At 44.3% G+C, this 13106-nt stretch carries 12 protein-coding genes; 8 read left to right on the top strand and 4 right to left on the bottom strand.

The window, feature by feature from the left end; all coding sequences use genetic code 11:
- Positions 1-12 precede the first annotated feature (12 nt).
- From CA600_RS17650 to CA600_RS17630, 5 genes are all read left to right on the top strand, one after another.
- A complete protein-coding gene (locus tag CA600_RS17650; protein ID WP_179281651.1) occupies positions 13-456 on the top strand; it encodes a hypothetical protein in 444 nt (147 codons plus the stop codon).
- On the top strand, positions 456-587 hold the full coding sequence (locus CA600_RS17645; RefSeq protein ID WP_094871760.1) for an XkdX family protein: 132 nt from the start codon (positions 456-458) through the stop codon (positions 585-587). The genes CA600_RS17650 and CA600_RS17645 overlap by 1 nt, the downstream gene beginning before the upstream one ends.
- A 73-nt stretch (positions 588-660) precedes the next feature.
- Entirely contained in the window at positions 661-1065 is a 405-nt protein-coding gene (locus CA600_RS17640) for a hypothetical protein (protein ID WP_094871759.1), read from the top strand.
- Positions 1066-1758 carry a M15 family metallopeptidase gene (locus CA600_RS17635; RefSeq protein ID WP_094871758.1) on the top strand — a complete coding sequence of 231 codons (693 nt, stop codon included), beginning with the start codon at positions 1066-1068 and terminating at the stop codon, positions 1756-1758.
- A gap of 13 nt (positions 1759-1771) precedes the next feature.
- The gene (locus CA600_RS17630; protein ID WP_094871757.1) at positions 1772-2053 is read left to right on the top strand and encodes a holin; all 282 of its coding nucleotides are present in this window, start codon (positions 1772-1774) and stop codon (positions 2051-2053) included.
- Positions 2054-2156: 103 nt separating this feature from the next.
- On the opposite strand, the gene CA600_RS17625 is transcribed toward CA600_RS17630, so the two are convergent.
- The 4 genes from CA600_RS17625 to CA600_RS17610 all read right to left on the bottom strand — a co-directional run bounded on the left by CA600_RS17625 (position 2157) and on the right by CA600_RS17610 (position 7287).
- Positions 2157-3467 (bottom strand): MBL fold metallo-hydrolase, encoded by a 1311-nt coding sequence (locus CA600_RS17625; protein WP_094871755.1) that lies wholly within the window; start codon positions 3465-3467, stop codon positions 2157-2159.
- Positions 3464-5143, bottom strand: a complete 1680-nt coding sequence (locus CA600_RS17620; protein WP_094871754.1) for an ABC transporter permease — start codon at positions 5141-5143, stop codon at positions 3464-3466. The genes CA600_RS17625 and CA600_RS17620 overlap by 4 nt, the downstream gene beginning before the upstream one ends.
- 5 nt (positions 5144-5148) lie before the next feature.
- The gene (locus CA600_RS17615) at positions 5149-6237 is read right to left on the bottom strand and encodes an ABC transporter substrate-binding protein (protein ID WP_373455892.1); all 1089 of its coding nucleotides are present in this window, start codon (positions 6235-6237) and stop codon (positions 5149-5151) included.
- 81 nt (positions 6238-6318) lie between these two features.
- Positions 6319-7287 carry an ABC transporter ATP-binding protein gene (locus CA600_RS17610; RefSeq protein ID WP_094871751.1) on the bottom strand — a complete coding sequence of 323 codons (969 nt, stop codon included), beginning with the start codon at positions 7285-7287 and terminating at the stop codon, positions 6319-6321.
- A 167-nt stretch (positions 7288-7454) separates the two neighbouring features.
- Between CA600_RS17610 and CA600_RS17605 the strand changes: the two genes are divergently transcribed.
- The 3 genes from CA600_RS17605 to sigW all read left to right on the top strand — a co-directional run bounded on the left by CA600_RS17605 (position 7455) and on the right by sigW (position 13097).
- Entirely contained in the window at positions 7455-8348 is an 894-nt protein-coding gene (locus CA600_RS17605) for a LysR family transcriptional regulator (protein WP_094871749.1), read from the top strand.
- A 236-nt stretch (positions 8349-8584) separates the two neighbouring features.
- Entirely contained in the window at positions 8585-11377 is a 2793-nt protein-coding gene (ppc, locus tag CA600_RS17600; protein ID WP_094871748.1) for a phosphoenolpyruvate carboxylase, read from the top strand.
- 1153 nt (positions 11378-12530) lie between these two features.
- The gene (gene sigW / locus CA600_RS17595) at positions 12531-13097 is read left to right on the top strand and encodes an RNA polymerase sigma factor SigW (RefSeq protein ID WP_042192081.1); all 567 of its coding nucleotides are present in this window, start codon (positions 12531-12533) and stop codon (positions 13095-13097) included.
- Positions 13098-13106: the final 9 nt, after the last annotated feature.

Below are 13106 nucleotides of genomic sequence, written 5' to 3'. Positions count from 1 at the left end.
GAGTGAATATAAATGCAAATAGGCAGAAAAATTTATTATGATAACGTCACAGGTAACGTATTAGTTGATACCGGAGAGCGGTCCGGCGATGTGGTGGAGACAACACAGGCGTTGGATTTGACAGTCTATAAAGCACTAGCCGAGCGCGTAGCGGAAACGGTGGGGTGCTTAGAGCTTGATTACGAGCAATACAAGCAAGACTTTGCAGCGTGCAGCGGCTACAAGGTAAGCATCGAAACGGGAAGATTGGAGTTTAGCTATCCTGACCCTAACATCGAACCAGACGAGCCGCAAGCGCTTGTATATCAAGTACCTATGTCCGAGCGTATCAAGCTTGTGGAGTCCGATAATGCCGGGCTGACGCTAGAACTAGCGCAAACACAGGCTAGACTCAACCAGGCGGAACAAGACCACGCCGACTTGCTGCGCACTCTTGTAACGGGAGGTGTATTATAATGGATTGGTACGCAATCATTAAAAGCTATTATGACGCAGGATGTTATTCAAAGGATCAAGTTCAAGTATTTGTAACTGCCAACAAGATCACATCAGAGCAAGCTATAGAGATTACAGATAGCGCCATATAGTAGGCGCTTTTATTTTGCCCTTGTATCTGCTACGAGGGCTGTTTTATTTATCACTTTAGAAGGGGGCTGTTATATGACCATTGTGGGAGTAAATTCAGGAGGAGGCGATGCTGAAGCAGCGCCCATTGAGCACCGTTTAGAAGATGTTGAAAATAGACTTGTAGTCATCCAAGACGAGATTTTTAGATTTGGAACGGAACATCTAAGTTTTAGTAATGAGCTTCTAATATTAAAAGAAAAACAATCACGCCATGAGGAAGATGTGAAGCAAATTAAACAATCAACAATAGAAATGAAAATTCAATTTAACGAGATTATGAGGCGTTGGGACACTTTAGACTCACGTGTGTTCCAGCTATTGCAACAATCTCAGACGGACAGTAAGAGCGAACGAAAAGTGTTTGTTGATCTACTTAAATACGTTCTGGCGGGTACTATCTTTGCTATTATTGCCTTTTTATTTAAAGGAGGGGTATAGATGCTCACATTGTCCCAAATTAAAGAAAAATCAAGTAAACGCTTAACCAACCTACACCCCATAGTCCGTTCCGCTGCTACTGCTCTAATCGAACGTTGCTACAAACTCAACATCTCCATTCTCATTACGCAAGGACTTCGCACAATTGCGGAGCAGGATGCTCTTTACGCACAAGGACGCACTAAGCCTGGAGCGATTGTGACCAATGCGCGTGGCGGGTACAGCTACCACAATTATGGATTAGCCGTAGACTTTGCTCTTTTGTTACCCAGTGGATCGAGTGTGTCATGGGATATGTGCCGGGACGGTAATAACAACCAGATTGCAGATTGGCAGGAGGTTGTGAGAGAGGCGAAGACACTGGGCTTTGAGTGGGGAGGCGATTGGACGAGCTTTAAGGACTACCCGCATTTTCAAATGACGTTTGGCTTAACGCTCACTCAGTTACGTGCAGGGGGCAAGCCCTCAATATCCGCAGTGGAGGCCGCGTACAAGATCATCAATCGGAAGGTGGAGGAAGAATTGAAGAGCGAGGTTATTGCTGTCGTAAAGGTTAACGGGGTTAAGATTGCAGATGGAGTGCTTGAAAAAGGTATAACCTACGTTCCCGTACGTGTTATTGCAGAAGCGCTAGGCGCACAGGTAGGTTATAATTCCGCCACTAGAACGGTTGAGATTACAAGTATTCACTAAGGAGGTATCTAACATGGAAACTATAGAGATTTTAGATGATGTTATGGCGTTTGCTTCTATATTAGCTGTATTCGTACTGGCTCTGGTTCAATTGGTCAAAAATAGTATCAATATCCCGCGTAATGCAGTCCCGATTATTGGACTATTAATAGGTTTGCTCATCGGAGCGGCAGCGTATCCTTTTACCGAACTGGATATCGTCCTTCGCCTTTGGGCTGGGGGGGTGGCTGGTTTATCTGCGACGGGGTTGTTTGAGCTAGCTTTTAAGGATCGTCCGGGGACGACGAAAGAATAGATGGATATTAGGTTCAAATCATAAAAAAGGGCTGTTCCAAAAAGTCTGAATAGACCTAAGGAAGAGCCCCATTGTTTCCATCACAAGATTACATAGTTAAGCTTCAGAACGAAAGCGTATTACCCGGAAGTAAAGAGTACAGTCCTGCAAAACCTTCTCCTTCTAATATAGAAGTAACATGATCGATATGCGATTTGGGAGCATGAACGAGTACCGTCCGGCGGCTGGGAAGCGTTTGGAGCATGTCTCGAATGTCTGGCAAGCCTTGATGGACTTTATAGCGTATGAGTGAAACTTTACATCTCGTGTTGCTAGATTGCTCTACCATAGAATGTTTAACGAGACGGTGTCCCAGGCTACCCGCTGCCAAATGTCCCGTAAAAATCACATGGTTGTCAGGAGAAGCAGAGAGCTGATGAAAGTACTCTTGTGCTTTTGCCGACTGCATCATCCCATCATTGGTAAATACGATTGCGCCCTTGAGATTCAATAATGCCTTTGCGCGGTCGTCTGGGTTAGATACAATACACAAGTTCTTTCTATTAAAAAGCATATCTACGCGCTGAATAGCGTCCTCTTTCAGCCATTCGGCCTTATCGCTCAAACCTCTTAACGGTGCTACGAGCTCTTCTTCGACGATCAGCGGATCATCTGGGAAGCACTCGCTTGCCCATACGATCAATTCCTGGCTTCTGCCATGGATAGGTACCGGAAGGAGGATTGAACCCCCTTTTTGCAGAGTGCTACAGATAGCTGACTCTAATTGCTGTAACTTTACAAGCTGCTCATCAGGATCCGCGCCGTAGGCGGCATCGATAATGGATAGATCGACGGCATCTTTAGCTCCGGCTTCCACAATCGTTGGTGAATCTGCCATGAGCAGCAGCGACTCCTTCGTATAATCGCCTGAGAAAAATACGATTGTTCCATCCCATTCGAGGATCAGCCAAACCGAACCTGCTAAATGTCCGCTTCGCCCCCATTGTACTCGAAGATTAGGTGCAACCCTCAGCCAAGTCTGAGGGGGGATATGCTCTTCCAAATACATGAACTGAATAGATTGCTTATCTATTTCTCCATAAGGTAATGATGCGGACTGAGCAGCCACATATTTATCCCAAGCTTCGAAATAATCGGGTAGCTGTTTAACGGTAGCTTTCGTTGTCCATACCTTACCTGAATATCCGTACTTATATAGTAGGGGAAGGGCTATGGAATGATCCTCATGCGCATGAGACAGAAATACGGCCTGCAAATGAGGAATGATATCTGTATCTAGCAGGGGGTATTCACCTGGGCCTTCTTTTTTTACACCACAATCGAGTAGAATCCCAGCTTTCCCACCCTTGTTCTGCAAAAGATAGGAGGAACGGCCATGCTCTCCGGCCCCTCCCCAAATCGTTAGTGTGCTCATTGTTGTCTCCGCTTTCTATCTGGGCTTAAATATTCTAAGACTAGTAGTAATATAGTGGTAACGCCTACAGAGATTACGGCCATGGCCATCCCCATCGCTACTGCACCTTGTTCAAACTGGGCAAAAATATAGGTCGCCGATGTCTGCATTGAAGGTGGAAGAATGAGTAAGGAGGCTACCAGTTCCCGATTGGAAATGGTAAAGGTCATCATCCAGCCAGCCACCATCCCCGGAAGGATGAGAGGGAGCAGGATACGGCGGAACACATAAAGCTTGCTTCCACCAAATACTTGTCCCGCTTGCATGAGGGAAGAATCGATCTGCCCGTAGCTTGCTTTTACATATTGAACGGTATAGGGGATGAACAGCACAACATAGGTTAGCACAACCATCCAGTAGGTATTATAGAGCGGGATAGGCATCCAGCGAGCATTCCAAAGCAGAATTAATCCCACTACGATTACAATTCCAGGAACAGTGTTGGGAAGCAAACTGAACAGATCTGTAATTTTCTGCTTGAATGTAGCTCCTTTTCCTACGGTTAAAGCAAACCAAGTCCCAAGAATAACCGCGATACTAGAAGCAACGATAGCTAATGTGAAGCTATTTAATAAGGCTTCAAGACCTTGAGAACCGGGTGATAGCAGCTCGGCATAATGTTTGAAGGTTAAATTGCTCCAAGATACGCCTTCTCCGCGCAGCTTCAATAATGAGGCTGTAATGATCGAGAAATAAGGAATGCCGATAGATGATAGAAGTAATAAAATAACATACCCCCAACTAAGAACCCCTACGATTCCCGTGCTCTTATAACGTTTAGTGCGCGTCCCTTTTCCTCCAATTAGGCGGTAAGAGAAACGGCTGCTAATTAGAGTCTGGATGTACCACATGACTAGACAAACTCCGAGCAACAAGGACGCTAGTGAAGTAGCTTTTCCAAAATCTATCGGCCAGCTAGAGATATACTTATGGATCTCAGAGGTCAGAACGTAAAAGCCGATCCTACGACCAAAGGTCGCAGGGGTACCAAATTCGGCAATCGTTTTGACGAAGATGAGAAGAGCTCCAAGCCCATAGCTGGATAATAGCAAGGGAATGATTACTCTTTTAAATCTGTAAAAGAACGGAGCACCATGAACAGAGGCTGCTTCCTCCAGATTGCCCCCGATCTGCAAAAGTGCATTACGCAGCAGTAAATACAGGAAGGGGAATAAATGCAGGCTCATGATCAGCACCATCCCTCCATAGCTAAAGAAGTACGGAGTCAGCACGGAGGATACAGGTAGAAATTGCTCCATATACCCACCTGTCTGCATAAACAACATCCAACCCATAGAACCAATGTATGGTGGTGTCATAAACGGGATTAACAGCACGACATCGAGCCAGTTATGATGCCCTAAGTCCGTCTTAGCCATAATCCACGCCAGAGGTAGTGCAAATAGCGTAGTTAGTAGAATGACGCTTACCCCAAGCCCGATAGAATTCAGCAGTACCTCTACCAGATCATGACTACCCATAATAGTTCGTAATGGCGCGGCTATATCCAGCTGCTCATTCGGATAAATACTGGTCCAGAAGATGAGCAGGAGTGGCAGCAGTACAAGCACTGTCAGTATAAATAAAGCAAGTCCGCCGCTCACCCATTTAAATGAGCGCAAAGAGTTAATATTCATTACGCTTATTTAAAAATTTGTGTGAATGTTGAGGAAACTTCATCACTGTGTTCGTTCATCCATTCCCATTTCACATCAAATGTCTTAATTTCTTCGAGATTTGCACGATTCTCTGCTTTCACATCGGTTCTGCCTGGCAGCAAGTAAGCTTTGGCAACAAGCGCTTGAGCTTCATCGGATAGAAGATAGTCGATAAAAGCTTTAGCATTATCTACATTCGGGCTTGTCTTAATAATCGCAGCTGGACGAGGGCTGATTACGGTTCCTTCAGCAGGGTAGACGATATCTACAGGCTCTCCGTCAGCTTTTGCTTTATAAGCCATGTAATCTACACCTGCGGCAACGACGGATTTAGCACCGGTAATCACCGGATCAAGTGCCTCTTGATTGGCGCCCGCCATCGCTACTTCATTGCTTTTATATTGTTTAAAAAGATCCCAGCCACTGTCCCCTTTAGCACTTAAATACCCAGTCATGAAATCAAGAGCCGAGCCTGATAGCGAAGGGTCTGGAATATTGACGGTTCCTTTCCATTCCGCTTTGGTGAGGTCATCCCATGAGGTCGGTGGTGTGCTAACTTTTTTGGTATTGTAGACAATCCCTAGTGCGGATGCGCTATAGCTGAAATAATTTCCATCTGCTGTGTCTGACCAATCGCTAACGAGCTTATCTGCATTAACCGCCTCTTTAAATGGAAGTAATAATCCATCTTTCTTCATCCCTTGCATGGACGGAAGGGAAGCTAGAACGACAACATCGACAACTGGGTTGGACTTCTCAGCTTCCATACGGGCTAATATTTTTCCGGTTGTGCCTTGGAACATTTCGACCTTAACACCGGTTTTGGCTTCAAAGCCTGCTTTAATTTTATTGGCTAGACCCTCAGGACCTGCACTGTAGACAACAAGTTTGCCACTCAGAGATTTCTCTGTTGGTTGTGGTGCTTCAGTTTGAGCTGTAGTGTTAGCATTTGAAGTTGGGTTACTTGCGTTAGCTGCAGGCGTGTTAGAGGAGCTACAGCCAGCTAAAATCGCACCGATTATAGTTGTTAGAAGAAGTGTACTAAGTCCTTTAGTATTATTTATTGCTTTCAATTTGAATGCCTCCCAAATATTTTTTTGTGCATCTTGCTGCATGGAACAGCATTAAACATAGCTATTCCATGCAGTGGACGCTTAATTCAGATGATGGATCTGATGCTGAGAAGCATAGATCTGAATCGTTTCTCCAACAGGTAAACGTTGATCATGATAAGCGGTCCAAGTGATTCCATTCTCCATGTCCAGAATGACTTCATAACGGTCACCCATATAGCTCACATGTCGAATAGTCCCTGTAAAAGGTAGAGAGGAAGCATCCTCCTGAGACCAACGTAAATGTTCCGGACGAAGCATTTGCTTATCAGGAACGATCCAGTTGGATTTTCCAATAAAATGAGCTACAAAGGGATGATTTGGTTTCTGATAAATCTCCTCAGGAGAGCCTGTTTGTAAAATCGTGCCGCCCTGCATAACGACCACTTCATCTGACATAGACATCGCCTCGGTTTGATCATGGGTAACATATAAAGCGGTAATGCCCATGTTCCTCACCAAGGAGGTTAACTCCAGCCTCATTTCATCTCGCAAGACCGCATCCAGCGCACTTAAAGGCTCATCGAACAATACGAGCTGGGGTCTAGTAACTACGGCTCTGGCGAAAGCAACCCGCTGCTGTTGTCCACCGGACAGCTGATGGGGAAAGCGTAGCTCGAGTCCTTCCAGCTTTACAGAACGAAGGGCTTGCTGAACCCTAATCCGTAAATCTTTCTTCTGCTTAGAGGCTCGAAGTCCGAAGGCGACATTCTCGAAGACAGTCAGATGCGGCCAGAGTGCGAAATCTTGAAAGACCATGCCAAAGTTGCGGCTATGGATCGGGCGACTAATTCTTTTGTTGCCTGAGAAAATAAACTCCTCATCCATTAGGATTTCTCCCGCATCCGGTGTTTCTAGCCCAGCAATCAGACGGAGTAGTGTCGTCTTTCCACAACCTGAAGGACCGAGTAATGTCGTAAAGCTTCCAGCGGGAATCTTCAGATCTGCCGCCTTCAAAGCATGCACATCTCCGAATTTCTTTTCCAAACTGTGGATTGTAATTTCCTTCATCTCTATCTACCTGCCTGTTCTTAAGCTTGTTCTTAGTGTAAAGGTAAAGAATTCCCGCTATATTTGCTGAATGTAACTGTGATATTAACTTTTTTGCCGATTTATTTTAACATTCATAGAATTCTTCTATGGTACCGTTTAGGGAATAGGCGAGGGAGTGGAGAAAAATGAACCTAAATTTAATCAAGCTGGAAATCGTAGAACTGCTAAATAAACATAAGAAAATAACTACAGTAGCCGATAAACTCGGACTGAAGCAGCCCACTGTTACGTACCATTTGAAGAATTTAGAGCAGCAATTGGGGGAGAAGTTATTTGAATCCAGAATGGATAAAATGATTCTTACGGAGAGTGGAAAAGCGTTTCTTCATTATGCGACTAAAATCAATGCACTAGCTGCAGAAGCGGAGCGGGTTGTAAAAGAGTTCAGTCAGGCGGGTCGCGGAACGCTTAAGATTGGTGCGAGCTACGTTCCAGCTACTTATATTCTTCCGAAAATATTGGGGCTGTTTGGAGAACAACATCCGGGGATTACGATCTCTTTATCGGTTAAGCCTTCCCCTGTAATCAAAGAAATGCTGGCTAGCCATGAGATTGACCTTGGTATTTTGTCTACAGAATCTTTTTATCTGCCTGATTTGCATACTCAAGCCTTGTGTGAGGACGAACTCGTGCTTGTATTTGCGCCATCTCATGAATTTGCTTCGTTTTCTAATCTAAACCCGGCTATGATTGCTTCTGCGAGTTTTATATTACATGACAAGGAATCAAGTACACGCCAACTGACGGATAAATGGTTTGAGCGGGAGGGGAATGAGCCGAGGACCTATATTTTACTGGATTCACTGGAGGCCATAAAGCAATCGCTTATGAGTGGAAGGTACGTTTCGTTTATATCGCGTCTTGCTGTGGAGGATGAAGTAGCCAGAGGAAGATTGCTAATGCGCACCATTCCAGATTATAATTTTCAAAGACATATTTATTATTCGTATAACCGTGATCGTCATTATTCTCCGCTTATTGGTCTGTTCATCGATCAGATTCGAACGCTCCGTATTTAAATACACATAATGAAGGTATGCTAGAGCCATTATATATAAGAAAGAATACATAAAATATAAGGACTGTATAAATTGAGAAATTGGTGTATAATCTTAGATGCTGTGTCGCTTTACAGCGCAAAATAGTTGGAGATTTTCACGCAGTTTTATTGTATGATATGAGGAAAGCTTTAATAGGCGATTTTTAGACAGACAATAATTAACACATTGATCCGGAAGAGAATGGGGGGAGCAGCATGACCGAACTTACGACTACCGTCAGCAAAAGCAACTCTAACAATCTGCTGCGACGGGACGTACGGTTCTTGGGGAACATTTTAGGAGAGGTCTTGGTTCACCAAGGCGGTAACGAACTACTAGAGATCGTGGAGAAAATTCGCGAAACCAGTAAATCGCTGCGCTCACTATTTTTACCTGAACTGCACAGTGAATTTAAGGAGTTAATCAATTCTTTGGATCCAGAGAACCGTCATCAGGTAATAAGAGCGTTTGCTATTTATTTTCAGCTCGTGAATATTGCCGAACAGAACCATCGGATTCGCCGCAAACGTGACTATGAACGTTCAGCTGGGGAGACAGTCCAACCCGGTTCTATAGAAAGCGCGATTAAAGAGCTTCGTGAACGTGATTTCTCTCATGAGGAAGTTAACGAGATTATTGCAGGATTATCTCTGGAACTTGTAATGACGGCACATCCAACGGAAGCTATGCGCCGTGCTATTCTCGATATTCATAAGCGGATATCTGATGATGTTATGGGTCTGGATAACCCTACCTTAACCTTCCGGGAGCGTGAACAGCTCCGTGAGAAGCTATTAAATGAAGTGATTACGCTATGGCAAACGGATGAACTGCGTGACCGTAAGCCTACCGTACTAGATGAAGTACGTAATGGGATGTACTATTTCCATGAGACGATCTTCCATGTATTGCCCGATGTTTATCAGGAACTTGAACGTTGTCTCAGTAAATACTACCCAGGGCAGAATTGGCATGTACCAACCTACTTGCGTTTTGGCTCATGGATTGGTGGAGACCGTGACGGTAACCCTTCGGTAACTTCTACAGTTACTTCACAGACCTTGCGCATGCAGCGTAAGCTGGCGATTCGGGAATATCAACGGATTATGCGTGAACTCATGAAATATCTAAGCTTTAGCACAAGTATTGTTAAGGTGACGCCTGAGCTAGCCGCATCCATTGAAGCTGATCGTGAGATCATTAATCTTGGCAAGATGGAAGAATGGCGCAATGACAATGAACCTTACCGTATTAAACTTAGCTATATGATCTCCAAGACACAAAATGTTCTGGATGATGAGAAAAAAGATACTCCTGAGCGTTATTCTACACCTGAAGAGTTTATCGATGATTTGAACGTGATTGACCGCAGCTTACGGCATCACTATGCCGATTATGTGGCCGACACTTATATTAAGAAATTGATCCGCCAAGTGGAGCTGTTCGGCTTCCATACGGCGACACTTGATGTGCGTCAGCACAGTCAAGAACATGAGAATGCCATGACTGAAATTCTGGCGAAAATGAATATTACACCGGACTACTCCAAACTGTCTGAGAATGAGAAGATTGAGCTGCTGGAGAAGCTGTTGAATGATCCACGTCCAATCACTTCTTCTTATCAGACGTATAGTGAGGGAACTGAGGAATGTCTTGCTGTGTACCGGACGATCTTTGCTTCGCAAGAAGAGTACGGCAAACAGTGTATCACCAGTTACCTGATCAGTATGGCAGAAGCGGCAAGCGACATTCTGGAGGTTATGGTCTTCTCCAAAGAGGTAGGACTATTCCGCAAAGATAACGACGGTACTGTCGTATGCACGCTGCAAGCTGTGCCACTTTTTGAAACGATTGATGATTTGCATGAAGCCCCACAAATTATGAATAGACTGCTCAGCATGCCTATCTACCGCGATGCAGTAAGAGCAATGAATGATTTGCAGGAAATCATGCTTGGATATTCAGATAGTAACAAAGATGGCGGTGTGGTCACTGCGAACTGGGAACTGCGTGTTGCTCTGAAAGAGATTACAGCTACAGCCGATAAGTTCGGAATCAAGCTGAAGTTCTTCCACGGACGTGGTGGAGCGCTCGGACGTGGTGGCATGCCGCTTAACCGCAGCATTCTTGCTCAGCCAGCCTCAACGATTGGCGGCGGGATTAAGATCACAGAGCAGGGAGAAGTTATCTCCTCCCGCTATTCAATGCAAGGGATTGCTTACCGCAGTCTAGAGCAAGCGACATCTGCGCTTGTGACTGCAGCGATTAATGCAAGAATTCCGCAAGCGGATCTATATGAAGAGAAGTGGGATGAGATTGTTGCCCGTATCTCTGAAGTTTCGCTTCACAAATATCAGGATTTGATTTTCCGTGATCCGGACTTCCTGACGTACTTCAAAGAATCAACACCTCTGCCTGAGGTTGGAGAGCTTAACATTGGTTCACGTCCTTCTAAACGGAAGAACAGTGACCGCTTTGAAGACTTGCGTGCCATTCCGTGGGTATTTGCATGGACACAAAGCCGTTATTTGCTTCCTGCATGGTATGCTGCTGGAACCGGACTGCAGAGTTTCTATGAGGGTAAGGAAGAGAATCTGAAGATTATGCAGCATATGTATGAGAACTTCTCATTCTTTACTACACTGATAGATACGCTGCAAATGGCTATCTCAAAAGCAGACTTGATCATTGCTAAGGAATACGCCAGCATGGGCAAGAACGAGGAAGCGCGTCAACGGATCTTTGGCCAGATTGAAGATGAATTCAAACTGACCTCTGAGCTGATCCTGAAGATTACTGGCCAGCAGGATATTCTGGATAACGTCCCTGTGATTCAGGAGTCGATCAGACTCCGCAATCCTTACGTTGATCCACTTAGCTACTTGCAGGTTCAGTTGCTATCTGAGCTTAGAGCGCTCCGTGAAGTCGATGGAGACGATAGCGAGTTGCTCCGCGAAGTATTGCTTACCATCAATGGCATTGCCGCTGGTCTTCGGAATACCGGCTGATATAGTCTTAACACAAAAAGTCCGCCCTTTATTAGGGCGGACTTTTTGTGCTTGTATAGGAAATTATGCAGTATCCGGCAGATTCTAAAAGATTACTTTCATGGATTCATGGAAATGCACGGTCATCATCTGACCAATATTCTTCATAAGAAGCATTATAGACCGAAATAAAGCGATGCGCTATGGCACACACGTTATGGACTTTGCCATGAATGTGTGCAAAGGATACACAAAAGGAGCGCCGGAGCCCGTGTTTGTTTGCTTCTTTATAGGAATTACTGTCTGCTCGCACACATTAACATTTTTAAGTTTCATATTTCTCTGCTTTAGGGTCAAAATGCTGAATTAAAGGGAATTATTACCCGTAAATCGGTATTATAAGGTCATTTCGATAAAATATAGGGAATTGTTCCCTTTATATCAGCTGAACTTGGTATAATTAATTGAATTTGGCCAATATACAGGGAGAAATTCCTTATAACTTGGTCATAAAACAGCTGTGACCTAATTTATAGGGAGGTTTTCCCTATAACTCGTTCCATCAAAATGAAATCCTCAACCTACATTGGAGTCCATACACGCCAAATCACCGAAAACCCTGCGGAAAGTACAACAATGTCTGCTCCATATGCGACAAATTTAAACTAACAGAAGCCTATTCAACCGACGGGATGATTTTGTTGCCTAATACGAGTTACTTTGCTCATAAAACTAAATATTGTGCTGCGAAGTGATTCTTTTGTCCTGAAAAATATTGTGGTGCTTTGCCCAATATTGATCTTTCTTGCACCACCCATGTAACCGAGATGTAGTCCGAGGGAAATGATAAGAATAATAAATTCGGGTGAAAGAGGGCATGGAGAAGAATTTTGGAACTGTAGGAGCGAATGCGATCGCCTTTATCCTCAGATTTCGACCGCTATATGCGGTTTATAATCAGGAAATCAGAGGATAACAGCGACCGAAAGTCCAACATTCTTAGGAATGTCATTGTATTCACCCTATCTTTTATTCCTAGAAATTAACTCAGTTTACAGAGAAGGTTACAATACAATCCTTGATTTTTACACAAACTTGAATTACGATTTAATTGCTTGTACCGTGGATATTTGAAAATAAATACCAAGGGCGGCAAGTCTGGGGGAGTTAACAGGTGGAGAATTTGGAAGGCAGATTGACAAAGCTCGCCTTAAAAGGCGACCAAAGAGCATTTGCCGAGCTTGTGGAACTATATAAAGACAAAATATATCATCTGGCGTACCGGATGCTGAACAATCGCCATGAGGCGGAGGATATTGTTCAGGAGACCTTTTTGCGCGTGTATAGAAACTTGGATCGGTATGATGACAAACAGAAGTTCTCTACCTGGATTTATCGGATTGGAACGAACCTCTGTATTGATAGATTACGCAAACGGAAACCAACCTATTCGCTCGATGCAGATATGAACGATCAGGAGGGCCTTGACGGCTATTCGTTGATTCCAAGTGATAATGTAACACCTGAGACCGAATTACTGCTCTCTGAGACGCAGGGGCTAATCTATGAGGCCATTGACAGTCTGCCTGTGAAATACAGGTCTGTGATGATTCTTAGATACCTGCAGGATTTGTCGCTTCAGGAAATAAGTGATGTGCTCGACATGCCTGTAACCACGATTAAGACGCGTGTACACAGAGGTCGTGAGTTTTTACGTAAAAAATTAGGCCCTAAAATGTAAAAATAGATT

It is taken from the genome of Paenibacillus sp. VTT E-133280 (assembly GCF_002264385.1).
In the GTDB taxonomy this organism is placed as follows: Bacteria; Bacillota; Bacilli; order Paenibacillales; family Paenibacillaceae; genus Paenibacillus_AQ; species Paenibacillus_AQ nitricinens.
This window is presented reverse-complemented; position numbering and strand designations above follow the sequence as displayed.

Coding starts and splice junctions, on each gene's coding strand:
- CA600_RS17650 (WP_179281651.1), top strand. CDS start 13: ATGCAAATAGGCAGAAAAATTTATTATGATAACGTCACAGGTAACGTA.
- CA600_RS17645 (WP_094871760.1), top strand. CDS start 456: ATGGATTGGTACGCAATCATTAAAAGCTATTATGACGCAGGATGTTAT.
- CA600_RS17640 (WP_094871759.1), top strand. CDS start 661: ATGACCATTGTGGGAGTAAATTCAGGAGGAGGCGATGCTGAAGCAGCG.
- CA600_RS17635 (WP_094871758.1), top strand. CDS start 1,066: ATGCTCACATTGTCCCAAATTAAAGAAAAATCAAGTAAACGCTTAACC.
- CA600_RS17630 (WP_094871757.1), top strand. CDS start 1,772: ATGGAAACTATAGAGATTTTAGATGATGTTATGGCGTTTGCTTCTATA.
- CA600_RS17625 (WP_094871755.1), bottom strand. CDS start 3,467: ATGAGCACACTAACGATTTGGGGAGGGGCCGGAGAGCATGGCCGTTCC.
- CA600_RS17620 (WP_094871754.1), bottom strand. CDS start 5,143: ATGAATATTAACTCTTTGCGCTCATTTAAATGGGTGAGCGGCGGACTT.
- CA600_RS17610 (WP_094871751.1), bottom strand. CDS start 7,287: ATGAAGGAAATTACAATCCACAGTTTGGAAAAGAAATTCGGAGATGTG.
- CA600_RS17605 (WP_094871749.1), top strand. CDS start 7,455: ATGAACCTAAATTTAATCAAGCTGGAAATCGTAGAACTGCTAAATAAA.
- ppc (WP_094871748.1), top strand. CDS start 8,585: ATGACCGAACTTACGACTACCGTCAGCAAAAGCAACTCTAACAATCTG.